Source organism: Cupriavidus nantongensis (assembly GCF_041726985.1).
In the GTDB taxonomy this organism is placed as follows: Bacteria; Pseudomonadota; Gammaproteobacteria; order Burkholderiales; family Burkholderiaceae; genus Cupriavidus; species Cupriavidus nantongensis_A.
Genome location: NZ_CP168302.1, coordinates 1453234 through 1479580, shown reverse-complemented (window position 1 = coordinate 1479580; position 26347 = coordinate 1453234). Strand labels below are relative to the sequence as shown.

The following is a 26347-nucleotide window of genomic DNA, read 5'->3' as shown; positions in this document are numbered from 1 at the left end:
CTCGAATATAAGGAGATTATAAGCCCCGAAGCATGTTTCGGCTGAATTATAAGTCTCTCACGTTTTCAATTCATCGTTCGGCGGCAGCGCCGGTGGCCTGCCGGGTTCCGGTCTGTGCTGCCGTCCCCGGCCGCAATACCAGCCACACCGCCATGCCGATCAGCGCGCCGCCGGCGGCATGCGCCCATGACAGCGCCTCGCCCAGGAACAGCGCGCCCCAGACGATGCCGAACGGCGGGATCAGGAAGGTGACGGACAGCGACCGCACCGGACCGAGGTCGGCGATCAGCCGGTAATACAGGATGTAGGCCAGCGCCGTGCACAGCGTGCCCAGCCCCAGCATGGCCGCCCAGACACCGGCAGCGGCGTCGGGCAGCGTATTGTGGCGCCACAGCGCGGCGATGCAGAAAGGCAGCAGGAAGGCGCCCGCGCCGACCAGGCTGCCGGCCGCGACCAGCCGGCTGTCCAGCCCGCCGCGCTGCGTGATCCAGCGCCGGGCAAGGAAGCCCGACAGGCCGTAGCACGCGGTGGCGAACAGGCAGGCCAGCGCGCCCAGCAACACTTCCGACGAAAAAGCCACCGGCCCGGTGCGGGTCAGCACCGCGACGCCCGCCACCCCGAGCACCACGCCCAGCGCTTTGGCCCGCGTCAGCGGTTCCGAAAAGGCGATGGCGCCGATCAGCACGCCCATCAGCGGAGTCATGGCGTTGAACACGGCCGAGTAACCGGCCGGCAGCCACAGCGCCGCCACCGCATACATCGTGAACGGAATACCGGAGTTGACCACCCCCAGCGCCAGCACCGCGGGCCACTTGCCCTGCATGTCCCAGCGCAGGCCCAGCAGCGGCAGGCACGCCGCCAGCGTCAGCGCACCGATCAACACGCGGAGGAAGGCCGTCGGCATCGGCCCCAGCACCGGCGCACCGATGCGGATAAACAGGAAGCTGGCGCCCCACAGGGCGGCCAGGGCCAGCAAGCGAAACAGGTCGATCGGTTTCATCGGTCAGGCGAGGCGGGGCCCGCCGGCAAGGTCGGCGATGCCGCATTGGACGCCGCCGCCGCGTTCGCCGCAAGCCGGATTCGGACCTGTGCCCCCAGCCCGGCGCTTGCGCGTGCCCTCACTACTTGGTCGACTATGCGCTACGTTGACGAATCTACACGGCTCTTAGGCGCCGTTTTCTGCACAATGTCACACAAAAACATCACTTTCTTACCGCCAGCTCTCACCATCACCCCCTCGCAGGAGGGGACGCGTCACCGACGCGTGACAATCCGTATTCGATTAAATTAAAATCTGGTCTGCGCCAGAGTTAATTGACCCCTCCGACGCATTCCCGACAAGCCGCCAGGCCTCCTGGCGGCTTCTTTTTTTGATCCGGTAAAATGCGCGCTGCCCGGTGCACCGGCAGGCGACATCCCCGTTGGCCCCCGTCGCGCGGCGCTGCCGGCATCACATTGCCCGCATCCTGCGTCAACCGGCGCGGCGCCGGCCGCGTTGCCAATCCACATGAAACGACAGTTCCTGGGCCTGCTGGCCCGCGTCTACGTCCTGCAATTCGCGCTGGAAGTCCCCGCCACCGTGGCCATGCTGGCCGACATGCTGCTGGAGTACGGCTTCCAGGTCGATATCGGATCGGTGCGGCCCCTGCTGCGCGCGCTGCAAATGGAAGGCTACCTGGAAAGCGTGCTGCGCGACGGCATCGGCCGGGTCTACCTGCTGACCGAACGCGGCCGCGAAGAACTGCAGGCCAGCCGCCAGCGCATCGACGAACTCTACCGCCGCCTGCACGCCGGCCTGCCCGTGTCCGACGACCCCCAACGCTCCACCTGAATTGGGCCGGAATCGGCGGCCGCGGCGCCGCCGGCGTACCCGTTTCTGCGGGCCGCTGTGGGTGCCGCGGCGCCCGGCCCAACGGCCTTACTTCTTCTCCGCCTTCCCTTCGTAGCGCTTGCTCCATTCGGCCAGGATGCGGTCGCGGTTATCGCTGGCCCAGCGGAAGTCGTTCTTGATCAGGCGCTTCTCGTAGTCCGCCGGCAGCAGCGCATCGGGCCTGGCGATGCCGGGCACGGCCAGCACCGCGAAGTTCTTTTCATACAGCGCCATCGCCTCGCGCGACGCCGAGAAGTCGGCCAGCTTGCGCGCCGCATCGAGATGCTTCGTGCCCTTGACGATGGCGGTGGCCTCGATGTCCCAGCCCAGGCCTTCGCTGGGTAGCACGATATCGATCGGCGCGCCTTCCTTCTTCGACTTCATGGCACGGTACTCGAACGCGATGCCGATCGGGAACTCGCCCTGCGCGGCCATCTTGCACGGCTTGGAACCCGAGTGCGTGTACAGGCCGATGTTCTTGTGCAGGGCATCCATGTACTGCCAGCCCTTCTGCTCGCCCATCATCTGCAGCCATGCGCTGACATCGAGGAAGCCCGTGCCCGACGAGGCCGGATGCGGCATCACCACCTTGCCGGCATAGATGGGCTTGGTCAGGTCGGCCCACGAGGCGGGCTTGGGCAGGCCCTGCTTCTGCGCCTCGACCGTGTTGAAGCAGATCGCCGCGCCCCACACGTCCATGCCGACCCATGCCGGCGGGTTAGCCGGGCTGCGGTACCGGGCGTCGATCGCGGCCAGGTTCTTCGGCGCGTACGGGTCGAGCATGCCCTCCTTGTCCAGGATGGCCAGGCTGGAACCGGCCAGGCCCCACACCGCGTCGGCGCGCGGCGCGGCCTTTTCCGCCAGCAGCTTGGCGGTGACGATGCCGGTGGAGTCGCGCACCCACTTGATCTCGATATCGGGATGCACCTTCTCGAACGCGGCCTTGTAGGCGGCGATCTGGTCGGCTTCGAGCGCGGTGTAGACCGTCAGCACGGTGGCGGCGGCGGCGTGGCCGGCCAGCAGCGGCAGCGTGGCGGCGGCCACGGTTGCAATGGCCGCGGAAAGGCGGGTGATGCGGGACATGGTTTCCTCCTTTGGAATCGGTCAGTGTGTTGCGCAGTGCAGCGGGATGACAAAACGGAAGGCTCAGCCGGCGCGCCAGCGCTGCGCGCGGCGCAGCCAGCCGGCCGAGAGCGCATGCAGCAACAGCGCGGCCAGCACGGCGGTCAGCAGGATCAGCGTCGACATCGCCGCGGCGGGCGCGGTATCGCCGGCATCGTCCATGTTCAGCACCGAGATCGCGGCCAGCACGGTGTCGGGGCTGTACAGGAAGATCACCGCCGAGACCGTCGTCATCGACGACACGAACAGGTAGCGGAAAATGTCGAGCAACGCCGGCAGGCACACCGGCACGGTCACGCGCCAGCACGTCAGCAGCGGCGCCACGCCCAGCGACAGCGCGGCGGCCTCGAACTCCTGGTCGAGCTGGCGCAGGGCGGCGGCCGCGGTCAGGTGGCCGGTGGTGTAGCAGTGCGCGACATTGCACAGCACCAGCAGCGCCATGGTGCCGTACAGCGCGTGCAGTGGATTGCCGGGCGCGTTGAAGAAAAACACATAGCCCAGCCCCAGCACCAGGCCCGGCACCGCCATCGGCAGCAGGAAGCCGGCGCGCAGCACGCCATGCAGCCAGGCCGGTCCGCGCGTGCGCAGCGTCAGCCAGGCGCCGAGGAAGATCGCCACGGTGCCGGCCAGCGCGGTCAGTACGGACAGCTTCAGGCTGTTGCGGTAGGCCAGCCAGCCGCCGCCGTCCACGTTGTCGAAGTCGTAGTGCGCCAGCGTCAGGCTCAGGTTGTACGGCCACAGCTTGACCAGCGACGCGCCCACCGCAGTGACGACCACCGTCAGCAGCGCGGCGCTGACGACCAGCACCAGCAGCAGGCAGGCGCTGTCGCGGCCGCGCTCGGGCGCCGGCACGTACACCTGCGCGCGGCTGCCCAGCTGCGTGCGCTGGTGCCGCTGCAGCGCCATGTCGACGGCAAAGGTCAGCAACGCCGGCGCCAGCAGCAGCATGCCGATCAGCGCGCCGCGGTCGAACTGCTGCTGCCCCACCACGGCCTTGTACGCCTCGAGCGCCAGCACCGGGTAGCCACCGCCCACCACCTTGGGCACGCCGAAGTCCGTGATCACCAGCGTCAGCACCAGGCAGGCCGCGGCGAACAGGCCCTGGCGCGCGGCCGGCAGCGTCACGGTGCGGAAGGTCCGCCACGGGCCGGCGCCCATCGCGCGCGCCGCTTCGTAGAGGCGCGCATCGGCCAGTGACAGCGTCGCCACCAGCACCATCAGCGCATGCGGGAAGGTGTAGAAGGCCTCGCCCAGCACGATGCCCCAGAAGCCGTAGATGCCACCCGGGCCGAAGGCGTCGCGGAAGATGCCCTGGTTGCCGAACAGGTAGACCAGTGCGATCGCCGGCAATAGCGACGGCGCGAACAGCGGCAGCAGCGCCATGCAGCGCCACAGCGGCCGCAGTGCGATGCAGGAGCGCTGCAGCGCATAGGCGAAGCCGAACGCCAGCGGCACCACCAGCGCCACCACCGTCAGCGACACCGCCACGCTGCGCCCGAGCATCGGCAGGAAGTTGGGGCCGGATACCAGCGCGGCCATGCGCGCGCCCAGCACCCACTGGCCCGCGCCATCGAACCAGGCCTGGCGGAACAGCGCCAGCAAAGGCAGCAGCAGGCCCACGCCAAGCCCGGCCAGCCACAGCCACTTCATCGCGGCGGGAGCCCCGTGCGCCAGCCGCGCGGCCAGGCCGGTGCCGCGCTGCCGGGACGCCGGTGCTTGCGCCGGCAGCAAGGCGGTGGCGGCGCGCATCATGCGAACACCCGCAGCGCCGTTGCCGGCAAGGCGATCCAGAACTTGTGGCCGCCCGCCTCGGGCAGCCGGTGCCGCGCCTCGCGCGCCACGTCGGCAAACAGCGTCAGGCCGGGCAGGCGGTCGGCTTCCAGCGCCAGCCGGTAGCGGTTGCCCAGGTAGGTCTGGTCGACCACGCGCGCCAGCAGCCGGTTGGGCTCGGCGGGGTCCGGGTCCAGCCGCACGGCCTCCGGGCGGCAGCACAGCCGGCCGGCGCCCGCCAGCGGCTGCGGCGCGTCGACCTGCAACTCGACCGCCTGACTGCCTTCGCCGATCGTGAAGCGCCCGGCCGGCGCGCTGTGCCCGGGCAGCCAGTTGGCCTGCCCGACAAAGCCGGCGACAAAGGCCGACGCCGGCTGCTCGTAGATCTCGGCGGGCGTGCCCGCCTGCACGATGCGCCCGCCATCCATCACGGCGATGCGGTCGGCCATGGTCATGGCCTCTTCCTGGTCGTGCGTGACCATCACGGTGGTGATGTTCAGGCGGCGCTGCAGCTGACGCAGTTCCACGCGCAGGTGCTCGCGCACGCGCGCGTCGAGCGCCGACATCGGCTCATCCAGCAACAGCAGCGACGGCGCCGGCGCCAGCGCGCGGGCCATCGCCACTCGCTGCTGCTGGCCGCCGGAAAGCTGCCCCGGGAACTTGCGTTCGCTGCCGGCCAGGCCGACCAGGTCGAGCATCTCGGACACGCGCGCGTCGCGGTGCGCGCGCCCCATGCCGCGCCCGTGCAGGCCGTAGGCAACGTTCTGCGCCACGGTCAGGTTGGGGAACAGCGCGTAGGACTGGAACAGGATGCCGTAGTCGCGCGCCTGCGGCGGCAGGCCGGTCAGCTCGCGCGCGCCGGCGTGGATGCGGCCGGCGTCCTCGCGCTCCAGGCCGGCGATGATGCGTAGCAGCGTGGTCTTGCCGCAGCCGGACGGGCCCAGCAGGCACAGCAGCTCGCCCTGCCCCACCGACAGCGACACGCCGTCCAGCGCGAGGAAGCCGCCGGAGCCGCCAAAGCGCTTGCTGACCTGCTCCACGGCCAGGAACGCCCTGCCCTGCGTTGGCTTGCCTGCCTGCATCACCGAATCTCCCTGCATCTCGATCGAACTGGCCGCCAGCATAGGCAGCGCAGATGCCAGCCATATGGCAGATCGGCAAAGGTTTCCGATGGAGGTATCGGGGGATTTGGGATGCGGCGCGCGGTGCGCGAGTCAGGCCTGCAGCGGTGTGGAGGCCATGGACATGTCAGTGTCGGGCACCGGCAGCGGCTTGCTCAGCACATCGCGCAGCGCCTGCCGCGGCACGCCCTGGCTGAACAGGAAGCCCTGCAGCCCATCGCATCCCTGCGCGCGCAGGAAGGCAAACTGCGCTGCGGTTTCCACGCCTTCGGCGATCACCTTGAGATGCAGCTGGTGACCCAGCGCGATGATGGCCGCCGCCACGGCCTGGTCGTGGCCCGGCGTGGCCACGCCGTCGACGAAGGACTTGTCGATCTTGAGCCGGCTGATCGGCAACCGGGTCAGGTAGTTGAGCCCGGAATAGCCGGTGCCGAAGTCGTCGATCGACAGCCCCACGCCCAGCTCGCGCAGGCGGCGGAAGGTCTCGATGGTGGTCTCGCCGCCATCGACCAGGATGCCCTCTGTGACTTCGATCACCAGCCCCTGCGGCGGCAGGCCGGCCTGCCGCAGGCAGCGCGCCACGGTATCCGGGAAGTCGGCCTGGCGCAGCTGCAGCGGCGAGATATTGACCGCCACCTCGAGCTCGCGTCCCAGCTCCATGCGCAAGGCCTGGATCTCGCGGCAGGCGGTGGCCAGGGCCCATTCGCCGAGCGGCACCACCAGGCCGCTCTGCTCGGCAATGGGGATGAACTCGGCCGGCTGCATCACGCCGCGCTCCGCGGTCTCCCAGCTGATCAGCGCCTCGACCGCGGGGATGGTCAGCGTGGCGGTATCGACGATCGGCTGGTAGCGCAGCCGGAATTCGTTGCCGGCCAGCGCCCGCCGCAGCAGGCCTTCGATGGTGAAGCGCGTCAGCGAGGCCTCGGCCATGGCGCTGGCAAAGCGGCACAGGCGCGCGCGCCCGCCCTGCTTGGCGGCGTAGACGGCGGAGTCGGCGGACTTGAGCAGTTCGGTCAGCGTGTCGCCGTCGTCGGGGAACACCGCCATGCCGATCGACGGCGTCACGCGCAGCCGCTGGCCGCCGGCGACCAGTTCCTCATTGACGCGCGCCTGGATCTTGGCGGCGATCAGTTCGGCTTCGCTGTCGTGGCGCAGGCCGCTCAGCACCACGCCGAACTCGTCGCCGCCCATGCGCGCCACCAGGTCACCCTGGCGCACCGTGCCCTTGATGCGGTCGGCCATGGTGCGCAGCACGTCGTCGCCCACCGGGTGGCCGAGCGAATCGTTGATGCGCTTGAAGTGGTCCAGGTCGAGCAGCAGCAGCGCGACGCGCTCGCCGCGGGTGCGCGCGTGCAGCAGCAGGGCCTGGGCGCGCTCGCTCAGCTCGGCGCGGTTGGGCAGGCCGGTCAGCGGATCGTGCAGTGCCAGGTGGCGGATGTACTCATCCACGCGCAGGCGCTCGGTCAGGTCGTAGCCGAGCGCCTGGTAGCCGGGCGACGGCACGGCGCTCGCTTTCACTGGCGATGCGGGCGCGGGCAACGCCGACACCGCCAGCCGTACCGGCATGCGCGAGCCGCCCTTGCGCACCCAGGTCCATTCGCGTTCATCGGTCAGCCCCAGCCGCGGCCTGGCCAGCAGCGCGGGCAGTCCCGGCGGCACCGGCGCGCCCAGCTCGGCGCTCAGCGCGCGCGCGTGGTCGGCCAGTTCCGTGGCGACATGCAGTCCGGTCATGGGCATGTGGCCGACCAGTTCGGCGCTGCTGTACCACAGCATGCGCTCGCCGGCCGCGTTGATGCCGGTGATCAGGCCATGCTCGTCGAAGGTGATGACGCAGAAGGCGGCGTGGTCGAGCAATCCGGCATAGCGCGCCGCCTGCACCGCGGCGGCGTCCTGCGCGCGCCGCTCGGGCGCCAGGTCGGTGACCGCCCACAGCCAGTGCGGCGCGGCGCCGTCGCCGGCGGACAGCCGCGCGACGCTGACGCGCAGCGCAAAGCTGTCGCCATCGGCACGCACGCCGGCCAGTTCGCGGTGGATCGCGGAACCGGCGGCGGCGTCGGCGGGCACCACGCCGGCGGCGCCGGGAATCAGCGCGTCCAGGCTGCGTCCGGCCACGCGCGTGGCATCGGCGCCCAGCAATTGCCCGGCGCGCTCGCTGGCGCGCACCACCACGCCGTGCGCATCGGTCACGACGAAGCCGTCGGCGGACTGCGCCAGGCAGGCCTGCAGCAGGGCGCTGTCATCTTCCCAGGCGTGTACGGCCCGTGCCCCGCGCAAGCGCGCGGCGCGGCCCTGGCGCGCCAGCGCAAAAGTCAGCAAGGCCAGCAGCAGCGTCGCCAGCGCACCCGCGGCCGGGACCAGCAAGGCGGGCCGCGGCCCATGCGCGGCTTCGAAGGCGGGACGGGTCGCGGCGCGCAGCGTCCAGCTGCGGCCACCGTAGTGGAACTGGCGCTCGCCCCGCAGCTGCGGGGCGCTGCCGTCCTCGCGCAGTTCGCCTTCGGTGGGGCCGCCCGACAGCAGCGCGCCGGCGGCGGCGGGGCCGCCCTCGTGCAGCGACAGCTCGAGTTCGTTCGACGCCGAGGCCCCGATCGCGCGCATCAGGTCGCCCAGCCGCAGCGACAGGTAGACGTAGCCCAGCACGGCCTCGCGCCGCTGCGCCACCGTGCTGAGCGGAGCGCCGCCGCCATAGACCGGCAGGAACACCAGCGCGCCGCGCTGGGGCACCACGGCCCCGGCGGCTTCGACTTCGCCGATCGGATCCAGGCCGGCGCTCAGGCGCGGCTCGCCGCTGTCGCGCGCGGCTTCGAGCGCGGCCTCGCGGGTGGGCTCGGACAGCATGTCGAAACCGGCGACGCGCATGCTGCGCCCGTCCAGTGGATCGATGTAGAGGATGGGCGCGTACAGCTCGCGCGAGCCGGCGGGATGGACGCTGTAATCGGCAAGGCCGTCGGCGCGGGCGGCCTGCACCAGTTGCGGCACCTGCCGCGGCGTGGCGAGCGGCGCGTAGCCGATGGCCTGGGTGCCGGCCGGCAGGTCGTCGCGCTGCGCGGTATAGAGGTAGTTGCGCCATTGCGCGCGCGAGGTGGCGGGATTGGCCGTCATCACCGCGGCCACGCCGCGCAGCAGCCGTTCGTTCTCCAGCATGCGCTCGCGCAATGCGCTGCCGGCTTGCGCCAGCAGCGCGTCGAAGTGCTGCTGGGCAGCGCGGCGCTCGAGCCGGTCGGCCTGCAGCCATGCTCCCGCCGTCAGCAGCGCGCCGCCGGCCGCGACCAGCAATGACAACAGGGCGGGAGAAAGCGAAGTCAGTCTCATGGTCGGTAGGTTCCGGCATGCGGCAGGGGCACCTTCCCCTGCGCAGGCATGCCGCCACGCGGCCGGCCTTCGCCTTAGCGGGGGACTATACCGTGGGGCCGGCAGCGCGCACAGCCCCGCTGCGGCATGGAGACGGATGCGAAGGGTGCGGGGAAATGCCCGATGCCCCACCAGGGCGGGGCTATGGTAGGGTTGCACCCGAGACTCGACCTGCAGTTTGCGACAAGCCTGCGCTCCTCCCCGCTGCCCTTGCGCCCCCACTGCACCCGACATGCCCGTTTACACGCCCACGCTGAAAGCGCGCATTGCGATCATCACCACGGTGCTGGCCGCGGTGTTCGGCACCGGCATCATCCTGATCGCCCTGTATGACGCGCACCGCGATCTGCACGATGCGCTCGAGGGCCAGCAGGATTCCGTGGTCAAGCTGACCGCCAACCAGCTCGATACGGCCATGAACGACCGTATCCAGCTGCTGTCGCACCAGGCCGACCAGCTCGGCGGCCTGCTGGCGCAGGCGCACGGCGCGCAGGCGGCCGCGGCGCGGCAGCGCGCGCTGCAGGCGCTGTCCGCCGCGATCCCGGTGCCGGCGGCGTTCAACGCGTTGCTGGTGGCAGACCAGCACGGCAATGTCCTCAGCGACCAGGGCGGCGGCGCCGAAGTGAGAGACCGCGTCTACTTCCGCGAGGCAGCGCGCACGCTGGCGCCGGTAGTATCGCCGCCGATCCGCTCGCGCAGCAGCGGCCAGATGGGCGTGCTGGTGGCGGTGCCGGTGCTGTCGCCGCAGCGCAGCTTCGTGGGCCTGGTGGGCGGATGGCTGGACCTGTCCAGCGCCAACTTCCTGGTCGACATCCTGCACAACCGGCTGGGCACCACCGGCTACTACTGCCTGGTCTCGGCCGGGCGCGAGCCGGTCTACGTGCGCCATCCCGATCCCGCGCAGGCCCGCCAGCCGGCACGGCCGGTGGCCGACACCTGCGGCGAGGACGACAGCCCCGCGCCGCTGGAATTCCTGACGCCGGCGCGCCCGGTGATCGCGCGCTACCTGATGTCGACCACCGGCTGGGAACTGGTGGCATTGCTGCCGGCGCGCGAGGCCTACGCGCCGCTGCGGCAGATGCAGCAGCGCTTCCTCGGCATGGCGGGCGTGGCGATGGCCGGGGTGGCGCTGCTGATCTGGCTGGCGGTGCGGCGCCAGCTGACGCCGCTGTCGCGGCTGCACCGGGTGGTGGTGGCCAGCGCCAACGACCTGTCCGCATTCGAGCGGCTGCCCACACGCCAGCAGCGCGACGAGATCGGCGACCTGACGCGTGCCTTCATCAAGCTGATGCGCGACGTGCGCGAGCGTCGCCAGGCGCTGGACCGCAGCGAGCGGCGGCTGCGCGCGGTGACTGACACGCTGCCGTCGCTGCTGGCCTTTGTCGATACCGAAGCGCGCTATGTGTTCAACAACCTGGCCTACGAGCGCGTGTTCGGCCTGAAGCCGGAAGAGCTGCGCGGCAGGCCGATGCGCGAGGTGCTGGGCGAGGCCCGCTTCGCGCGCGTGCAGCCGTTCCTGGAGCGCGCGCTGGCCGGCAGCGCGGTGACCTTCGAGACCGAGGACGAGGGCCCCGACTACCACTGCATGGAAACCAGCCTGCGCCCGGAATGGAGCGCCGACGGCAGCGAAGTGGTGGGCGTGCATGTTCACGTGCAGGACATCACCCAGCGCAAGCTCGAGACCCAGCGCTTGGCGCGCATGTCGCGCACCGACCACCTGACGCAACTGCTCAACCGCAGCGCCTTCGAGAGCCAGCTGCACGCGGCCATGGCGCGCAGCCGCGAGCACGGCACGCTGATGGCGCTGCTGTATCTGGACATGGACCGCTTCAAGGCGGTCAACGATATCCACGGCCACGCCGCCGGCGACCTGCTGCTGCAGGACTTCGCCCAGCGCGTGCGCCGCTGCGTGCGCGACAGCGATACCGTGGCCCGGCTGGGCGGCGACGAGTTCGCCGTGGTGCTCGAAGACCTGGCGCACCCCGCCGCCGCGCGCCGGGTCGCGCAAGCGGTCCTGCAGGCGATGGACGTTCCCTTCAGCTTCGAGGGCGTGCGCGCCGACGTCGATGTCAGCATCGGCGTGGCGCTGTACCGCGGCGGTCCGGCGCAGGACCAGGAGCTGATGCGGCTCGCCGACGTGCTTCTATACCGCGCCAAGGGCGCGGGTCGTGGCCGCTACGAGATCGGGCCGCCCGAGCTGGCGGATGAACCCAGCCCGCAGCAGGCGGGGCCTTCCGCGGCTCAGTGAAGCGTGCCCGCCGGCTTGTCCGGCACCGCGCCGGCCGCGCCCTCGGGCTCGAACGGCACGTGGCGGCCGTCGCTCGACTGGTAGCCGAGCTGTGCGTCGGCGCCCAGCATCTTTTCCCAGGCGATCATGGCCTGGGCGACGGCTTCGGGCGCACCCTTGAACACCACCACGTCGTTGCCGCAGTTGGGGCATTCGCCGCCGAACACCGCGTCGATGCCGGGCAGGCCCGGCACGTCGAGCGCGTCGAACTGCGAAAACGCGGTCTTGCAGTGCCCGCACACCAGCTGGGCTGGGCGCAAGGCCTCGATCTTCGCGCGTGCCTGTGCCGCACGCTCCTCGGGGGTTCCCCGCCGTTTTGCCTCGCCCATGATGTCCTTCCTTCCCCGTGCTGCCGGTGTGTGTGTTTGCAGCGGCCGGCCGCTCGGGCCGGTGCCGTGCCTGTTAGATGCGCAATGCGGGCCGGTGGTGCCCCGGACCGTGGCGCAGGTGACGGCCGCGATGCCTGCAGGCCGGCGCCTGCCTGCCGCCCCTACCCGGCATTGTAACCAGCGCGGCGCTGCAAATACCGGGCCGACAGGAAGCGGTAGCGCCTGCTATTGTGGATAACGATGCCCCGTGCGGGCGCGGATGCGCCGCTTGCCGCACCGCGGGCATGCCGGTTCCATCCACCTACCCCCGAAGGAGGACGTTCCATGATCCGACCCACCGTGCAGGAAAACGCCGCCCGCTACGCCGACTGCATTGCCGCCTGCAATGCCGCGGCGGCGGCCGCCCTCAAGTGCGCGGCCGCGTGCCTGGACGAACAGGACGTGCGCAAGATGGCGCGCTGCATTGCGCTGGACATGGATTGCGCCGGCATCGCCCAGCTGGCCGCGTCCTACATGCTGCGCAACAGCGAGTTCGCGCCGCTGGTGTGCGAGGACTGCGCCGAGGTCTGCAAGTGGTGCAAGGAGGAATGCGAGCGCCATGATGCCGAGCACTGCCAGGAATGCGCGCGCGCCTGCGCCGTCTGCATGGAGCAGTGCCTGAAGATGACAGCGTAGCGCCAGCGGACTCAGTCGGCCGCGCCGCTCGCGTGCTCCGGCGGCGAATCCCCCGGCGACTCCCGCGGCGAATCCGCCAGCGCGACGAAGGCATCGATCAGCCGCGCGCCGCGCCGCTCGCGCAGGCAATACAGGTATTCGTGCAGGCACGGCGCGGCATCGGTAAAGCCCAGCACGCGCAGGTCAGGATGGCTCGGCACCTCGTGCCGGGCGATCACCGATACGCCCAGGTTGCGGATCACTGCTTCGCGGATCGATTCCCGGCTGCCGATTTCCATCTGCGCCGCGGGGCTGACGCGCGCCTGCGCCAGCATCTCCTCGGTGGCGATGCGAGTGGTCGAGCCCAATTCGCGCATCAGCAGCCGGCAACCTCCCAGCGCGCTTACGGGCACTTCGGTATGGCCGGCCAGCGCATGGGTGCGGTGCACCACCAGCATCAGCGGATCCACCCCCAGCAGCATGCGCGACAGGCGCGCATCGTCAACGCGCTGCGACGAGGTGGCGAGGTCGACGCGGTATTCCTGCAGCGCCTCCAGCACCTCCTGCGAGTTGCCGGTGACCACGCTGACGTCGATCGCCGGGAAGCGCTCGCCGAAGCGGCGGATCAGTTCCAGCACGTAGTAAGGCGCGGTGGCGCCCACGCGCAGGCTGCCGGTGCGCAGGTCGCCCGAATGGCGCAGGAAGAAGTCGATCTCGGTTTCCTGCTGCACCAGCGCCTCGACCCGCGGCAACAGTGCCAGTCCGGCGTCGGACAGTGCCAGCCGGCGCCCGCCGCGATGGAACAGTTCGACCCCGTAGGCTTCTTCCAGCGCGCGGATCTGCGCGGTGATGGTGGGCTGCGACAGGCCAAGGCGCTTGGCTGCCTGGGTAACGCTGCCGATGCGGGCCACCATGAAGAAGGATTTGAGCTGGGCGATGAGCATGCGGCGGGAAGAGGTCGCGAGAGCCGGCAACGCGGCAAGACGGCGGGGCTCGGGCACCCGCCATGGCGAAGCGGTATTCTAATGGACCGCACCACGCCCTCCGGCCCAGCCGTCCGCCGCCTTGCCAAGGAGCCAGTCCATGCCAGATCCGTCCACCGCCACCCGCATCGAAAAAGACAGCCTGGGCGACGTGCCCGTGCCCGCCGAACACCTGTGGGGGGCGCAGACCGAACGCTCGCGCCAGAACTTCCGCATCGGCACCGAGAAGATGCCGCCCGCGCTGATCGAGGCCTTCGCCATCCTGAAGCTGTGCGCGGCGCGCGCCAACGGCGAACTGGGCGTGCTGCGGCCCGAACTGGCGCAAGCCATCGAGCAGGCCGCCGCCGAGGTCATCGAAGGCCGCTGGCCCGACGAGTTCCCGCTGTCGGTGTGGCAGACCGGCTCGGGCACGCAGACCAACATGAACCTGAACGAGGTCATCGCCAACCGCGCCATCCAGTTGCTGGGCGGCGAGGTCGGGAGCAAGACCCCGGTGCACCCGAACGACCACGTCAACGCCAGCCAGTCGTCCAACGACAGCTTTCCCACCGCGATGCACATCGCCGCCACGCGCGCGATCCAGCAGGAGCTGCTGCCGGCGCTGGAGCAGTTGCAGCAGACCTTCGCGCGCAAGGTCGAAGCCTTTGCCGATATCGTCAAGGTGGGTCGCACCCACCTGCAGGACGCGGTGCCGCTGACGCTGGGGCAGGAGTTCTCCGGCTACATGGCGCAGGTGGCCGATGCGCAATCGCGCCTGCAGCAGGCCATGCTGCGCGCGATGCCGGTGGCGCAGGGCGGCACCGCGGTCGGCACCGGCCTGAACGCGCCGCACGGCTTTGCCGCCGCCTTTGCGCGCGCGCTGGCCGACTACACCGGCCTGCCGTTCGAGCCCGCGCCCAACCGCTATGCGCTGCAGGCCGCGCATGACGCGCTGGCCGACCTGTCGGGCGCGCTCAACACCACCGCTTCGTCATTCCTGAAGATCGCGCGCGACTTCATGCTGCTGGGGTCGGGCCCGCGCGCCGGCTTTGCCGAGCTGGTGCTGCCGGCCAACGAGCCAGGCTCTTCGATCATGCCGGGCAAGGTCAACCCGACCCAGGCTGAAGCGCTGGCGATGGTGTGCTGCCGCGTGATCGGCAACCACACCACGGTGACGCTCGCGAACGGGCTGGGCACGCTGGAGCTGAACGCTTACAAGCCGGTGATCATCTACAGCCTGTTGCAATCGGTGAGCCTGCTGGCGGGCGCGGCTTCGAGCTTTGCCGAGCATATGGTCGAGGGGGTCGAGGCCGACCGCGCGCGCATCGCCGAACTGCTGGAGCGCTCGCTGATGCCCGTGACCGCGCTCAATCCGCATATCGGCTACGACCGCGCGGCGGAAATTGCCAAGCTGGCGGTCAAGCGCAACTTGTCGCTGCGCGAGGCGGCGATCGCCTCGGGGCATGTCACCGAGGCGCAGTTTGCCGAGTGGATCGATTTGAAGGGGATGACGCGCGAGGTGTAGCGCGCGCGGTGATAAAACAGAAGCGCCCGGCGCGTGAGTGCGCCGGGGCGCGCCGGGGCGCGCCGGCCTCAGCCGACGAAAGCCTTTTCCAGCACGAAATGGCCGGGGTGGCTCATATTGCCTTCGGCAAAGCCGCGCGCTTCCAGAATGGCGCGCACGTCCTTCAGCATATCGGGGCTGCCGCACAGCATGATGCGGTCGTTCTCGGTCGAGAACGGCGCCACGCCGAGGCGATCGAACAGCTCGCCCGAGGCGATCAGGTCGGTGATGCGGCCGCGGTTGTCGAACTCTTCGCGGGTCACGGTCGGGAAGTACACCAGCTTCTCGCGCACCAGCTCGCCCAGGTGCTCGTGCTGCGGCAGGTGTTCCTGGATCAGTTCGCGGTAGGCCAGCTCTTCGACGAAGCGGCAAGTGTGGGTCAGCACGACTTTGTCGTAGCGCTCGTAGACCTCCGGGTCGCGGATGATCGACAGGAACGGCGCCAGGCCGGTGCCGGTGGCCAGCAGCCACAAGGTCTTGCCGGGCAGCAGGTTATCCACCAGCAGCGTGCCGGTCGGCTTCTTGCCGACGTAGATCTGGTCGCCTTCGCGCAGGTGCTGCAGGCGCGAAGTCAGCGGGCCGTCGGGCACCTTGATGCTGAAGAATTCCAGCGTCTCTTCGTAGTTGGCGCTGGCGATGCTGTAGGCGCGCAGCAGCGGGCGGCCATTCACTTCCAGGCCGACCATGGCGAACTGGCCGTTTTCAAAGCGGAAACCGGGGTCGCGCGTGCAGGTGAAGCTGAAAAGGGTGTCGGTCCAGTGATGGACGGAAAGGATGGATTGCTGGTTCAGATTGCTCATGGCAAGACGCGGAATGCAGCGCAACGGCGCGCCAGAAAACGGCTGGGAAGGAAGCGATCTTAACGCATGCCTCGGGTCGGCGCAGGCGGAGCCTGCAACGCCAGCAAGGGATTAGCGCCAATCCGGCGCGGGGTGCGGCAAAGCCATCACGTTTTGGATTGTTGATCGGTTTTGGCTAATCCTTTTGCCGTCCGGCCATTTATCCAGAGATCGCCAACATCCATCATGCAGCCATTCCCACCCAACCAGGAAAACTGCCATGACCACCCTTCCCGCTACCTCCCGCCGTGCTGCGCTCGTCACAGGCGCCTCCCGCGGCATTGGCCGCGCCATCGCCTTGCGGCTGGCCGCCGACGGCTTTGACGTAGCCATCGGCTATGCCGGCAACGCCGCCCGCGCCGAAGAAACCGCGGCTGCGGCACGCGAAGCCGGCGCCAACGCCATCGCCGTCCAGGGCGACGTGGCGCAGGCGCCCGACGTGGCCCGGCTGTTCGATGCCGCGCAACAGGCCTTCGGCCGGCTCGACGTGGTGGTCAACAGTGCCGGCATCATGACACTGGCGCCGGTGGCGCCGGCCAGCATCGAGGCCTTTGACCAGACCATCGCCACCAACCTGCGCGGCGCCTTCCTGGTGCTAGGCGAGGCCGCGGCGCGGCTGGGCCAGGGCGGACGCATCATAGCGCTGTCGACCAGCGTGATTGCGCGCGCCTTCCCCGGCTACGGGCCATACATCGCGGCCAAGGCCGGCGTCGAAGGGCTGGTGCGGGTGCTGGCCAACGAGCTGCGCGGCCGCGGCATCACGGTCAACGCGGTGGCGCCGGGCCCGGTCGCGACCGACCTGTTCTTCGACGGCAAGTCAGAGGAGCAGGTGGCGCAGCTGGCGAAACTGGCGCCGCTGGAGCGGCTCGGCACGCCCGACGACATCGCCGGGGCAGTGGCCTTCCTGGCGGGGCCCGACGGCGCGTGGGTCAATGCGCAGGTACTGCGCGCCAATGGCGGCTATGCCTGAAGCGTCGACGTCCCGGCCTCACCCGCCGGGCGTGGGCGCACCGGACAGTTCGCAGCGCTGGCGCGCCAGCGCGTCGCGCGAATAGCCGTGGCGCACGCGCAGCTGATGCTCGACGGCGTCGGCCTGGTCCAGGCACGCGAACACCAGGTCGTCCTTGACGCGTTGCGACACGCCCTTCAGGCGCGGCGCCTCGTACGCGACCTGGCGCGCGCGGCAGCGCAGGAACAGCAGGGTTTCCTGGGAGGCGATGATCAGCTGGTCATGCTCGATCCGCTTGCATTCGACCAGATCCTGGGCGGAGGCGCTGGCGCCGGCAAAGAGCAAAGGCAGGCACAGCCATCGGCGCAACGAGCGGTGCATGGCAAACGGGGGCGCAGAAGGCCAGTTGGGGGTCCGGCTCGAATCATTGCCCAGACCCGCGCTCAGTGCAAGCCGCAGTGCGCGCAATACGCCATTGCGGCGGGGTGCCGGACGGTGCGGGTCCGGATTCCGTGTCCACTCGGCGACCTTCGTCATCCCCGGCGCCATGCCGCCGGCATGGCAATATAGGGGGCTGTCACCGCCCCCTGTCTTTCCCTGATCACCCCATGGACCTGAACGCCCTGCGCCTGTTCGTCGACATCGTCGACGCCGGTAACCTGAGCGCGGCCGCGCGCAAGCTCAAGATGACGCGCGCCAATGTCAGCTACCGGCTCAAGGCGCTGGAAGAAGAGCTGGGCGTGCAGCTGCTGCGCCGGACCACGCGCCATGTCGAGCCAACGCCGGTCGGCGCCGGGCTGTACGAGCACGGCCGCAATATCCTGGGCGAGGTCGCGGCGGCCAATGCGCTGATCAGCAACATGGGCAAGAGCCTGCAGGGCCATGTGCGGCTGTCGGTGCCCACCGGGCTCGGCCATTCGCTGCTGTCGCCGCTGCTGGTGCGGTTCAAGCAGCGCTATCCGGACATCACGCTGGATGTCGTGTTCGACAACCGCGTGCACAACCTGGTGTCCGAGGACGTGGAGGTGGCGCTGCGCATCATCTCGACGCCGCCGGATTCGGTGGTCGCCACCGAGATCGGCGCGGTCGACTGGATCGTCTGCGCCGCGCCCGCGTACCTTGCCGGCCACCCGGCGCCGCAGGCACTGGCCGGGCTGCAGTCGCATGCCATCGTATGCGCGTCGCCGGTGGGGCAAAAGCTCAAGGCATCGGGCTCGCGCGCAGGCGGCAACGATGGCGAGATGCGCGAACAAGTGGTGCTCGAGCCCACGCTCAGTTCGGAGAATTTCGCCTTCCTGAAAGAGGCGGTGCTGGCCGGCCTGGGCGTCGGCATCTTCCCGATCTATGCGATCGGCGCCGAACTGGACAGCGGCGCGCTGGTGCCGCTGCTGTCCGACTACCGCATCAGCGTGTTCGGCAGCAAGCTCTACATGCTGACCATGCCCAACCGCTACCAGACCCTGGCCACGCGCTACCTGCTGAATTTCCTGAAGACCGAACTGCAGGCGGTGTGGCCGCGGCTGCACCGCTAGCAACAGGCCATCGCCATGGCGCCGGCGCACTATATTAGGAGCACAAGGATAACCGTCGGCGCATCCGGAACCTAGGAGCAACCATGGCCCTGGCTAGTACGCTCGCTAACTGCCTGAGCAGCAAGAACACCCGCTACGACATCATCCGCCACCCCTACACCCTGAGCAGCATGGCCACGGCAGAGGCTGCGCACGTGCCCGGGGACCGGCTGGCCAAGACGCTGTTGCTGGAGGATGAACGCGGCTACGTTGCCGCTGTGATCCCTTCGAGCCATCACCTGCAGATGGCCGCCATCTGCGAACAGACCGGGCGCGACCTGGTGCTGGCGCACGAGGACGAGATCCGCGAGATATTCAAGGATTGCGACCTCGGCGCGATTCCGCCGGTGGCGATGGCATACGGCATGCAGACCTATGTGGACGACAGCCTGATGCAGCAGCCCGAAGTGTATTTCGAGGGCGGCGACCACCAGGACCTGGTGCACATGAGCGGCGACCAGTTCAAGCAACTGATGTCGGATGCGGGGCATGGGCAGTTCTCGCGCCGCATGATGTAAGCGGTGCGACGGCAACGGCCACCACGCGGGTTGCGGCCCGCGTGGTGGCCGTTTTGCTGTTTTCAGCCGATCTGCGGCGTTGGTCCGGCGCCGCCCGCGGGCAACGCCGGCGCACTGTCGTCCTTCAGGTCCACGCCGGAGCGCCCGAGCGCCGCCGCGCCGCAAAGCAGAAACACCAGCCGCCCGGCGGCCTGCGCGTAGGACAGCCCTTCGGGGCGCACATTGGAGATGCAGTTGCGCTCGGCATCGGTGCGGCCGACGCGCGGCGCATGGGTCAGGTAGATGCCGAGGCTGTCGGGCGAACTCAGCCCGGGCCGCTCGCCGATCAGCATCACCACCTGGCGCGCGCCCAGGCGCTCGCCGATCTCGTCGCCCAGCGCCACGCGTGACTGCTCGGCCACCACCACGGGACCGATCTGCCAGTCCGGCGGCAGGCGCTGGCGCGCCGCCTGAAGCAGGGGCAGCGCATGGCGCTGCGTGGCCAGCGCGGACAGGCCATCCGCAATCACGAACACCACATCCGGCGCCTGCTGCGGCCGTGCCGCGTCCAGCCGCGCGCGGCTGGCTTCGTCGAGACGACGGCCCAGGTCGGGGCGGCGCAGGTAATGCTCGCGGTCCGGCGCCGCGCTGTGCACGGCCGCGTGCGCCAGCCCAGCCGCATCCAGCGCCGCAGTCACCGCGCCCACGTCCAGCGCCAGGTGTACCGCATCGCGTGCCTGCGCGTGGGCCAGGCCGAACGCCAGCACGGCGTCGGTGGGCTGGCTGTGGCCGGTGCGGCCCAGCGCGATGCGCGCGCGCGTGAAGCGGCGCAGCCGTTGCCACGGGTCGGCTTCTGCCACGGCGGCGTGGTCGGGGTCGGGCATCGCGGGAGCCTGTCGTTTGGCGGTCATCGCGGCTCCTTACAAGCTGTGGGCCATCTGCAGCAGCGGCTGGCGCGCGGCGGGCTCCAGCAGCCGGCCGGCGCCATCGGCAATGCCCATGCGCTGCAGCCACGCCTCGAATTCCGGCGCCGGGCGCAGCCCCAGCACTTCGCGCAGGTACAGCGCATCGTGGAACGAGGTGCTCTGGTAGTTCAGCATGATGTCGTCGGCGCCGGGCACGCCCATGATGAAGTTGATGCCGGCCACGCCGAACAGCGTCAGCAGTGTGTCCATGTCGTCCTGGTCGGCCTCGGCATGGTTGGTGTAGCAGACGTCGCAGCCCATCGGCACGCCCATCAGCTTGCCGCAGAAGTGGTCTTCCAGCCCGGCGCGGATGATCTGCTTGCCGTCGTACAGGTACTCCGGCCCGATAAAGCCGACCACGGTATTGACCAGCAGCGGCGAGAACGCGCGCGCCACCGCATAGGCGCGCGCCTCCATGGTCTGCTGGTCGACGCCGTGGTGCGCGTCGGCCGACAGCGCACTGCCCTGCCCGGTCTCGAAATACATCAGGTTGTCGCCCACGGTGCCGCGCGCCAGCGCCTGCGCCGCGTCGTGCGCCTCGGCCAGCAGCGACAGGCTGATGCCGAAGGCCGCATTGGCGCGCTCGCTGCCGGCCACCGACTGGAACACCAGGTCCACCGGCGCGCCCTGGCCGATCGCACGCAGCGTGTTGGTGACATGGGTCAGCACGCAGGACTGCGTGGGGATGTCGAAGCGGCTGCGCAGCTCGTCGATCATGCGCAGCAGCGAGACGATCGCGCCGAGGTTGTCCGAGGCCGGATTGACGCCGATGGTGGCATCGCCGCAGCCGTAGAGCAGCCCGTCGATGATCGAGGCGGCGATGCCCTTGGGGTCATCGGTCGGGTGGTTGGGCTGCAGCCGCACCGCCAGCCGGCCCGGCAGCCCCACGGTGCTGCGAAAGCGCGTGACCACCTGGCACTTGCGCGCCACCGCCACCAGGTCCTGGTTGCGCATCAGCTTGCTAACCGCCGCCGCCATTTCCGGCGTGATGCCCGGGGCGACCCGCGCCAGCATGGCGCTGTCGGTCTCATGCCGCAGCAGCCAGTTGCGCAGGTCGCCCACGGTGGTGGCATCGATCGCGGCAAAGGCGGCGGCGTCGTGGCGGTCGTGGATCAGGCGCGTGATCTCGTCGTCTTCATAAGGCACCAGCGCCTCGTTGAGGAAGCGCGTCAGCGGCACCTCGGCCAGCGCCAGCCGTGCCGCCATCCGCTCCTGTTCGCTTTGCGCGGCGAGGCCCGCCAGCGCGTCGCCGGAGCGTGCCGGGCTGGCCCGGGCCAGCAGCGTGCGCAGGTCGGCAAAGACGTGGCGGTGGCTGCCGATGGTATGGGTGTAGGCCATGCGTTGCGTTCCTGTACCTGGCGACAATCGAAGACAGCGCGGCGACCGGCTGGCCGTGCACGATTCCCCCTAATATAGACACCCTTTGCGTGTGCCGATATGCCAACATCGGCGCCAGGTCGCGGCGCGAGCTCGCGGCGGCCGGGCGACCGAAGCCGCGACTGACGCAGCCATTACATCTGGATCGGCGAGAATCCAGGAATTCTTTTCAGCAAACTGCATGCCGGAGACACCAATGAAAGACCCCGAACCGACCGTCACCCCGCGCCTGCCGCCGGCCGCGTGGTACAGCGTCGGCACCGTCGCCTACCTGCTGACCGCGCTGGCGCTCTGGACCGTGCTGCATGCCAACCTGGTGGCGGCACTGCTGTCCGGGCTGCTGCTGTATTCGCTGGTGGACGTGCTGGCGCCGCGCCTGAAGCGCCTGCACCAGCGCCACGACGCGCTCGCGGTGGCGATCCTGTCGGCACTGATCCTGCTCGGGCTGACGCTGGCGGGCTGGCTGCTGGTGCGCTTTGTCAGCGGCGAGGGCAACACCCTGGACGGCCTGCTCAACCACGTCGCCGACATCATCGACCGCTCGCGCGGGCAGCTGCCGCCGTGGGTCAGCGACGCCCTGCCCAATGGCGTCGACGAACTCGCCAACACGCTGATCGATACCCTGCGCGAGCACGCCGCGATGGCGCAGAAGCTGGGCGCCGAGGTGCTGCGCACGCTGGTGCATATCCTGATCGGGCTGGTGATCGGCGCGATGGTGGCGCTGTACCGCGCGGTGGCGCGCCCCAACCGGCGCCCGCTGGCGGCCGCGCTGGTGGCGCGCGCGCGCACGCTGCAGCAGGCGTTCTCGCAGTTCATCTTCGCGCAGATCCAGATCTCCACCATCAACACCGTGCTGACCGCGGTCTACCTGCTGCTGGTGCTGCCGCTGTTCGGCGTGCATCTGCCTTTGAGCAAGACCCTGGTGGTGATCACCTTCGTCGCGGGCCTGCTGCCGGTGCTGGGCAACCTGATCTCGAACACGGCCATCGTGGTGGCCTCGCTGTCGGTATCGCTGCCGATCGCGGTGGGCTCGCTCGTGTTCCTGGTGGTGATCCACAAGCTCGAGTATTTCCTGAACGCGCGCATCATCGGCGCGCGCATCCAGGCGGCGGCGTGGGAGCTGCTGATGGTGATGCTGCTGATGGAAACGCTGTTCGGCATCCCGGGCGTGATCGCCGGGCCGATCTTCTACGCGTACCTGAAGCGCGAACTGGCCGGCGCCGGGCTGATCTGAATGCAGTGGCCGGCACGCCCGGCCGGTGGTCCGACCAATAGCGGGCCTGTGCTGCTTGTATTCAGGCCCCGTCTTGCTCCACGCGGCTGCGCACGAAGTCGATATGGGTCTGCATCGCCGTGCGCGCCTCTTCGGGACGGCGCGCGCAAATCGCCTCGCACAGCGTGCGGTGCTGCAGCAACAGCAGGTCCGAGGCGCCGTCGTCCTGTTCGCGCAGGCCGGTGCCGTTGATGGTGATGTGCTCGCGCAGCATGCCGATCACGCTGGTATGCAGGTGCAGGAACATAGTGTTGTGCGAGGCCTGTGCGATGGCGTCATGCAGCTGCGCGTCGGCATCGGCCTCGGCCTGCTTGTCGTCGGCGGCGCGCGCGCGTTCCAGTGCGGCCATCAGCGCGCGGATGCGCCTGACGTCGGCGGCATCCGCGCGCAGCGCCGCGAAGTAGGCGGTGGCGCCTTCCAGCACGCGGCGGAACTCGAGGATGTCATCGCGCAGCGCGGGATGGTCCGCCACCAGCTGGCCCCACGGCGAGGCAATGCCGGCGCGCAGCTGGTCGGTGGCATAGACGCCCGCGCCGCGCCGGCTCTGCAGCAGGCCGCGCGCGGCCAGGCGCTGGATCGCCTCGCGCACGGTGTTGCGCGCCACCGCGTACTGCTCGGCCAGCACGCGCTCGGCCGGCAGCCGCGTGCCGGGCGGCCAGGTGCCGTCGAGCAGCGCGGTCTCCATGCGCCGCATCACAGACTCCACGCGTCCGCGGGTGTGCCCGTGCCTGGCTGCCGTCATGCCATTTCCTCGCTCCTGAATTTGCGCGAACCGTCCTGGGAATTGGTCCAACCAATTTGAAGCGCCGCGCGGAAGCGGGAATTATGCGCCCAAACGTGCGACCCAGCACGTGTGGAGCGAGACATGAAGGATCGTCAGTACCCCAGCGGCGCTGCCCCCACGCAGGCCTACCTGTTTGCCACCTGCCTGGTCGACATGTTCGTGCCGCAGGCCGGCCTCGATGCCGTGCGGCTGCTCGAGCGCGAAGGCCTGACCGTGCATTTCCCGCGCGGCCAGAGCTGCTGCGGCCAGCCCGCCTACAGCAGCGGCAACCCCGACGCGGCCCGTGCGGTGGCACGCGCCCAACTGGACCTGTTCGGCCAGCCATGGCCGGTGATCGTGCCGTCCGGCTCGTGCGCCGGCATGATGCGCCACCACTGGCCGCAGCTCTTTGCCGACGATCCGGTGGCTGGCCCGAAGGCCCGCGAACTGGCCGGGCGCGTCTATGAGCTGGGCGAGTTCCTGCTGCACGTGCTGAAGGTGGATTTCGCCATTGCTGCGCCATCGGCCCAGGCGCCGGAGCGCATCGTGCTGCATACCTCGTGCGGCGCGCGCCGCGAAATGGGCACGCGCCAGCACGGCGTGGCGCTGGTCGATGCGCTGCCGGGCGTGACCCGCGTCGAGCATGCGCGCGAGTCGGAATGCTGCGGGTTCGGCGGCACCTTCGCGCTCAAGCATCCCGATATCTCGGGGGCCATGGTGCGCGACAAGGTGGCCTCGGCCTGCGCCACCGGCTGCGACCGCCTGGTCTCGGCCGACTGCGGCTGCCTGCTCAATATCGGCCACACCGCCGCGCATGACCGCGCGCCGCTGCAGGTGGAACACCTCGCCAGCTTCCTGTGGCGCCGTACCGGAGGTGCCGCATGAGCACGCCCGGCGCCCGCGAACGCATGCTCGGCCGGCTGCGCGCCGCCGCGCCCGTGCCCTCCCCGCAGACCACCGAACTGGACCGCCGCATCGACAGCCATTTCGAAGCGCGCCGGCATGGCACGCCAACGACTGGCGCACGCGTCGCCGCGATGCAGGCCGCGCTGCAAGGCTTGCATGCCGAAGTCTGGTGCGCCGACGCCAGCACGTGGCCAGCGATGCTCGCTGCCGAACTGGCCAGGGCGGGCGTGAAACGCCTGCTGCTCGATCCGGCCACCGCGGCCGGCGCGGCGATGGCAGCCGCGCTGCCGGCCGGCATCGAAGCCATCGGCTACGACCGCCCGATCGAGGCGTGGAAGGCCGAGCTGTTCGGCACCGTCGACGCCGGTTTCACCGTGGCGCGCTCCGGCATTGCCGCCACTGGCACGCTGGTGCTGGCGCCCGACGCGGGCGCGCCGCGCACGGTGTCGCTGGTGCCGCCGCTGCATGTCGCGCTGGTGCGCGCCTCGACCCTGCATGACGACCTGCATATGGCCGCGCGTGCCGAGCACTGGGCCGACGGCATGCCGACCAACCTGGTGCTGGTCTCAGGCCCGTCCAAGACCTCGGACATCCAGCAAACCCTGGCCTACGGCGCGCATGGTCCGCGCCGGCTGTGGGTCGTGATCGAAACGGACACTGCGGAGGCCGCGTGATGAGCCAGCAGACTTTGCAATTCGTTGCGCCGCAGGACTTCAAGGCCCGCGCCCGCGAGGCGCTGGACGATCCCAAGCTGCGCCAGAGCTTCCGCGGCGCGATGGACTTCCTGCAAGGCAAGCGCCTGGCGCAGTTTCCGGATGCCGACGAGCTCGAACGCCTGCGCGACCTGGGCGAGGCGGTGCGCCAGCACGCGCTGGCCAACCTGCCTGACCTGCTGGTGCAGCTGGAACAGAAGCTGACCGCCGCCGGCGTGCAGGTGCACTGGGCCGAGACCGCCGACGAGGCCAACGCCATCATCCACGGCATCGCCAGTGCCAGGCAGGCCACGCGCGTGATCAAGGGCAAGTCGATGGCCAGCGAAGAGATCGAGCTGAACCATTACCTGGCTGGGCGCGGCGTCGATTGCATCGAGTCGGACATGGGCGAATACATCGTCCAGCTGGCCGGCGAGAAGCCCTCGCATATCGTGATGCCGGCGATCCACAAGACCAAGGGCGATATCGCGCAGCTGTTCACCGAGCATATCCCCGACACGCCCTATACCGAGGACGTCGACGCGCTGATCCAGACCGGCCGCCGCGCGCTGCGCCAGGCCTTTGTCGAGGCCGACATCGGCCTGTCCGGCGTGAATTTCGCCGCCGCCGACACCGGCACGCTGTGGCTGGTGGAAAACGAAGGCAACGGCCGGCTGTCCACCACCGTGCCCGACGTGCATATCGCCATCATGGGCATGGAGAAGGTGGTGGCCCGGCTCGAGCACATCGTGCCGCTGTCGACGCTGCTGACGCGCTCGGCCACGGGCCAGGCCATCACCACGTATTTCAACCTGATCTCAAGCCCGCGCCGCGCGGTCGAGCGCGACGGCCCGCGCGAAGTGCACCTGGTGCTGCTCGACAACGGCCGCACCCAGGCCTATGCCGACGCGCAATTGCGCGCGACGCTGCAATGCATCCGCTGCGGCGCGTGCATGAACCACTGCCCGGTCTACACCCGCATCGGCGGGCACGCCTATGGCACCACCTACCCGGGCCCCATCGGCAAGATCATCTCGCCGCACCTGCTGGGGCTGGACGCAACCGCCGACCTGGCCACCGCCTCGAGTCTGTGCGGCGCCTGCGGCGAAGTCTGCCCGGTGCGCATCCCGATCCCGCAGCTGCTGGTGCGCCTGCGCACCGAGGCCAACCGCGACCCCGCAGAACCGGTAGCCAACCCGCTGCGCGGCCAGGGCGCCAAGTACAGCCGCGGCGAGCACCTGGTGTGGCGCTTCTGGAGCGGCGCCTATTCGCACCCGGCGGCCTACCGGCTGTTCCGCTGGGCCGCGACGCGCCTGCGCGCGCTGACACCTGCGCGGCAGATGGGCTGGACGCAGCACCGCACGCCGCTGAAGCCGGCGGCGAAGAGCCTGGCGGATTTGCTGAAGGAAAAGGGGCAGCCGGAGTAAGCGGCAGCGCCACGCGCGGCGCAGTACAGCGCTGACGCTTTCCCCACCACCCGATTGTTTG

General features: G+C 69.8%; 23 protein-coding genes. 11 read left to right on the top strand and 12 right to left on the bottom strand.

Translation table 11 applies throughout. The features are described from left to right. Positions 1-70: 70 nt before the first annotated feature. Positions 71-1000 (bottom strand): DMT family transporter, encoded by a 930-nt coding sequence (locus ACEI37_RS06405; protein ID WP_373375940.1) that lies wholly within the window; start codon positions 998-1000, stop codon positions 71-73. A gap of 507 nt (positions 1001-1507) precedes the next feature. Here ACEI37_RS06405 and ACEI37_RS06400 point away from each other — a divergent pair. Then, positions 1508-1831 (top strand): PadR family transcriptional regulator, encoded by a 324-nt coding sequence (locus ACEI37_RS06400; RefSeq protein WP_373375939.1) that lies wholly within the window; start codon positions 1508-1510, stop codon positions 1829-1831. An 87-nt stretch (positions 1832-1918) separates the two neighbouring features. Here the strand turns inward: ACEI37_RS06400 and ACEI37_RS06395 are convergent, their stop codons facing one another. From ACEI37_RS06395 to ACEI37_RS06380, 4 genes are all read right to left on the bottom strand, one after another. Further along, a complete protein-coding gene (locus tag ACEI37_RS06395) occupies positions 1919-2953 on the bottom strand; it encodes a putative 2-aminoethylphosphonate ABC transporter substrate-binding protein (RefSeq protein ID WP_373375938.1) in 1035 nt (344 codons plus the stop codon). Between the two features lie 63 nt (positions 2954-3016). Next, a complete protein-coding gene (locus ACEI37_RS06390; RefSeq protein WP_373375937.1) occupies positions 3017-4744 on the bottom strand; it encodes a putative 2-aminoethylphosphonate ABC transporter permease subunit in 1728 nt (575 codons plus the stop codon). Continuing rightward, positions 4741-5844 carry a putative 2-aminoethylphosphonate ABC transporter ATP-binding protein gene (locus ACEI37_RS06385; RefSeq protein WP_373377725.1) on the bottom strand — a complete coding sequence of 368 codons (1104 nt, stop codon included), beginning with the start codon at positions 5842-5844 and terminating at the stop codon, positions 4741-4743. Before ACEI37_RS06385 ends, ACEI37_RS06390 begins: the two co-directional genes overlap by 4 nt. Before the next feature lie 132 nt (positions 5845-5976). Then, positions 5977-9192, bottom strand: a complete 3216-nt coding sequence (locus tag ACEI37_RS06380; RefSeq protein WP_373375936.1) for an EAL domain-containing protein — start codon at positions 9190-9192, stop codon at positions 5977-5979. Positions 9193-9463: 271 nt separating this feature from the next. Here ACEI37_RS06380 and ACEI37_RS06375 point away from each other — a divergent pair, with 271 nt between their 5' ends. After that, on the top strand, positions 9464-11479 hold the full coding sequence (locus tag ACEI37_RS06375) for a diguanylate cyclase domain-containing protein (RefSeq protein ID WP_373375935.1): 2016 nt from the start codon (positions 9464-9466) through the stop codon (positions 11477-11479). Here the strand turns inward: ACEI37_RS06375 and ACEI37_RS06370 are convergent. Further along, the gene (locus ACEI37_RS06370) at positions 11473-11847 is read right to left on the bottom strand and encodes a hypothetical protein (protein ID WP_373375934.1); all 375 of its coding nucleotides are present in this window, start codon (positions 11845-11847) and stop codon (positions 11473-11475) included. The two genes, ACEI37_RS06375 and ACEI37_RS06370, sit on opposite strands and share 7 nt — an antisense overlap. 324 nt (positions 11848-12171) lie before the next feature. Between ACEI37_RS06370 and ACEI37_RS06365 the strand changes: the two genes are divergently transcribed. Then, a complete protein-coding gene (locus tag ACEI37_RS06365; RefSeq protein ID WP_373375933.1) occupies positions 12172-12522 on the top strand; it encodes a four-helix bundle copper-binding protein in 351 nt (116 codons plus the stop codon). Positions 12523-12533: 11 nt separating this feature from the next. Here the strand turns inward: ACEI37_RS06365 and ACEI37_RS06360 are convergent, their stop codons facing one another. Then, positions 12534-13445, bottom strand: coding sequence for a LysR family transcriptional regulator (locus ACEI37_RS06360; protein WP_373375932.1), 912 nt, complete (start codon positions 13443-13445; stop codon positions 12534-12536). 139 nt (positions 13446-13584) lie between these two features. Between ACEI37_RS06360 and fumC the strand changes: the two genes are divergently transcribed. After that, positions 13585-14988, top strand: coding sequence for a class II fumarate hydratase (gene fumC / locus ACEI37_RS06355; RefSeq protein ID WP_373375931.1), 1404 nt, complete (start codon positions 13585-13587; stop codon positions 14986-14988). A gap of 68 nt (positions 14989-15056) precedes the next feature. Here fumC and ACEI37_RS06350 read toward each other — a convergent pair whose 3' ends face one another. Continuing rightward, positions 15057-15827: a ferredoxin--NADP reductase gene (locus ACEI37_RS06350; protein ID WP_373375930.1), complete on the bottom strand. Its 771-nt coding sequence runs from the start codon at positions 15825-15827 to the stop codon at positions 15057-15059. Positions 15828-16086: 259 nt separating this feature from the next. Between ACEI37_RS06350 and ACEI37_RS06345 the strand changes: the two genes are divergently transcribed. Then, positions 16087-16836 carry an SDR family oxidoreductase gene (locus ACEI37_RS06345; RefSeq protein WP_373375929.1) on the top strand — a complete coding sequence of 250 codons (750 nt, stop codon included), beginning with the start codon at positions 16087-16089 and terminating at the stop codon, positions 16834-16836. Between the two features lie 18 nt (positions 16837-16854). On the opposite strand, the gene ACEI37_RS06340 is transcribed toward ACEI37_RS06345, so the two are convergent. Continuing rightward, complete coding sequence (locus ACEI37_RS06340; protein WP_373375928.1) at positions 16855-17196, bottom strand: hypothetical protein; 342 nt, start codon at positions 17194-17196, stop codon at positions 16855-16857. 227 nt (positions 17197-17423) lie between these two features. Here ACEI37_RS06340 and ACEI37_RS06335 point away from each other — a divergent pair, with 227 nt between their 5' ends. Both ACEI37_RS06335 and ACEI37_RS06330 read left to right on the top strand, forming a co-directional pair. Then, entirely contained in the window at positions 17424-18347 is a 924-nt protein-coding gene (locus ACEI37_RS06335) for a LysR family transcriptional regulator (RefSeq protein WP_373375927.1), read from the top strand. 83 nt (positions 18348-18430) lie between these two features. Continuing rightward, positions 18431-18904, top strand: coding sequence for an aminoacyl-tRNA deacylase (locus tag ACEI37_RS06330; RefSeq protein WP_111520884.1), 474 nt, complete (start codon positions 18431-18433; stop codon positions 18902-18904). Positions 18905-18966: 62 nt separating this feature from the next. Here the strand turns inward: ACEI37_RS06330 and eutC are convergent, their stop codons facing one another. After that, entirely contained in the window at positions 18967-19794 is an 828-nt protein-coding gene (gene eutC / locus ACEI37_RS06325) for an ethanolamine ammonia-lyase subunit EutC (protein ID WP_373375926.1), read from the bottom strand. Positions 19795-19803: 9 nt separating this feature from the next. After that, complete coding sequence (locus tag ACEI37_RS06320; protein ID WP_373375925.1) at positions 19804-21186, bottom strand: ethanolamine ammonia-lyase subunit EutB; 1383 nt, start codon at positions 21184-21186, stop codon at positions 19804-19806. A 235-nt stretch (positions 21187-21421) separates the two neighbouring features. On the opposite strand from ACEI37_RS06320, the gene ACEI37_RS06315 reads away from it, so the two are divergent. Continuing rightward, complete coding sequence (locus ACEI37_RS06315) at positions 21422-22459, top strand: AI-2E family transporter (RefSeq protein WP_373375924.1); 1038 nt, start codon at positions 21422-21424, stop codon at positions 22457-22459. Between the two features lie 61 nt (positions 22460-22520). Here ACEI37_RS06315 and ACEI37_RS06310 read toward each other — a convergent pair whose 3' ends face one another. Beyond that, positions 22521-23240: a FadR/GntR family transcriptional regulator gene (locus ACEI37_RS06310; RefSeq protein ID WP_373375923.1), complete on the bottom strand. Its 720-nt coding sequence runs from the start codon at positions 23238-23240 to the stop codon at positions 22521-22523. Between the two features lie 123 nt (positions 23241-23363). Between ACEI37_RS06310 and ACEI37_RS06305 the strand changes: the two genes are divergently transcribed. The 3 genes from ACEI37_RS06305 to ACEI37_RS06295 are packed head-to-tail and all read left to right on the top strand — an operon-like array spanning position 23364 to position 26286. Then, positions 23364-24146, top strand: a complete 783-nt coding sequence (locus ACEI37_RS06305) for a (Fe-S)-binding protein (RefSeq protein WP_373375922.1) — start codon at positions 23364-23366, stop codon at positions 24144-24146. After that, complete coding sequence (locus ACEI37_RS06300) at positions 24143-24841, top strand: lactate utilization protein C (RefSeq protein WP_373375921.1); 699 nt, start codon at positions 24143-24145, stop codon at positions 24839-24841. The genes ACEI37_RS06305 and ACEI37_RS06300 overlap by 4 nt, the downstream gene beginning before the upstream one ends. Further along, positions 24841-26286, top strand: a complete 1446-nt coding sequence (locus tag ACEI37_RS06295) for a LutB/LldF family L-lactate oxidation iron-sulfur protein (RefSeq protein ID WP_373375920.1) — start codon at positions 24841-24843, stop codon at positions 26284-26286. Before ACEI37_RS06300 ends, ACEI37_RS06295 begins: the two co-directional genes overlap by 1 nt. Positions 26287-26347: the final 61 nt, after the last annotated feature.

Coding starts and splice junctions, on each gene's coding strand:
- ACEI37_RS06405 (WP_373375940.1), bottom strand. CDS start 1,000: ATGAAACCGATCGACCTGTTTCGCTTGCTGGCCCTGGCCGCCCTGTGG.
- ACEI37_RS06400 (WP_373375939.1), top strand. CDS start 1,508: ATGAAACGACAGTTCCTGGGCCTGCTGGCCCGCGTCTACGTCCTGCAA.
- ACEI37_RS06395 (WP_373375938.1), bottom strand. CDS start 2,953: ATGTCCCGCATCACCCGCCTTTCCGCGGCCATTGCAACCGTGGCCGCC.
- ACEI37_RS06390 (WP_373375937.1), bottom strand. CDS start 4,744: ATGATGCGCGCCGCCACCGCCTTGCTGCCGGCGCAAGCACCGGCGTCC.
- ACEI37_RS06385 (WP_373377725.1), bottom strand. CDS start 5,844: ATGCAGGCAGGCAAGCCAACGCAGGGCAGGGCGTTCCTGGCCGTGGAG.
- ACEI37_RS06380 (WP_373375936.1), bottom strand. CDS start 9,192: ATGAGACTGACTTCGCTTTCTCCCGCCCTGTTGTCATTGCTGGTCGCG.
- ACEI37_RS06375 (WP_373375935.1), top strand. CDS start 9,464: ATGCCCGTTTACACGCCCACGCTGAAAGCGCGCATTGCGATCATCACC.
- ACEI37_RS06370 (WP_373375934.1), bottom strand. CDS start 11,847: ATGGGCGAGGCAAAACGGCGGGGAACCCCCGAGGAGCGTGCGGCACAG.
- ACEI37_RS06365 (WP_373375933.1), top strand. CDS start 12,172: ATGATCCGACCCACCGTGCAGGAAAACGCCGCCCGCTACGCCGACTGC.
- ACEI37_RS06360 (WP_373375932.1), bottom strand. CDS start 13,445: ATGCTCATCGCCCAGCTCAAATCCTTCTTCATGGTGGCCCGCATCGGC.
- fumC (WP_373375931.1), top strand. CDS start 13,585: ATGCCAGATCCGTCCACCGCCACCCGCATCGAAAAAGACAGCCTGGGC.
- ACEI37_RS06350 (WP_373375930.1), bottom strand. CDS start 15,827: ATGAGCAATCTGAACCAGCAATCCATCCTTTCCGTCCATCACTGGACC.
- ACEI37_RS06345 (WP_373375929.1), top strand. CDS start 16,087: ATGACCACCCTTCCCGCTACCTCCCGCCGTGCTGCGCTCGTCACAGGC.
- ACEI37_RS06340 (WP_373375928.1), bottom strand. CDS start 17,196: ATGCACCGCTCGTTGCGCCGATGGCTGTGCCTGCCTTTGCTCTTTGCC.
- ACEI37_RS06335 (WP_373375927.1), top strand. CDS start 17,424: ATGGACCTGAACGCCCTGCGCCTGTTCGTCGACATCGTCGACGCCGGT.
- ACEI37_RS06330 (WP_111520884.1), top strand. CDS start 18,431: ATGGCCCTGGCTAGTACGCTCGCTAACTGCCTGAGCAGCAAGAACACC.
- eutC (WP_373375926.1), bottom strand. CDS start 19,794: ATGACCGCCAAACGACAGGCTCCCGCGATGCCCGACCCCGACCACGCC.
- ACEI37_RS06320 (WP_373375925.1), bottom strand. CDS start 21,186: ATGGCCTACACCCATACCATCGGCAGCCACCGCCACGTCTTTGCCGAC.
- ACEI37_RS06315 (WP_373375924.1), top strand. CDS start 21,422: ATGAAAGACCCCGAACCGACCGTCACCCCGCGCCTGCCGCCGGCCGCG.
- ACEI37_RS06310 (WP_373375923.1), bottom strand. CDS start 23,240: ATGACGGCAGCCAGGCACGGGCACACCCGCGGACGCGTGGAGTCTGTG.
- ACEI37_RS06305 (WP_373375922.1), top strand. CDS start 23,364: ATGAAGGATCGTCAGTACCCCAGCGGCGCTGCCCCCACGCAGGCCTAC.
- ACEI37_RS06300 (WP_373375921.1), top strand. CDS start 24,143: ATGAGCACGCCCGGCGCCCGCGAACGCATGCTCGGCCGGCTGCGCGCC.
- ACEI37_RS06295 (WP_373375920.1), top strand. CDS start 24,841: ATGAGCCAGCAGACTTTGCAATTCGTTGCGCCGCAGGACTTCAAGGCC.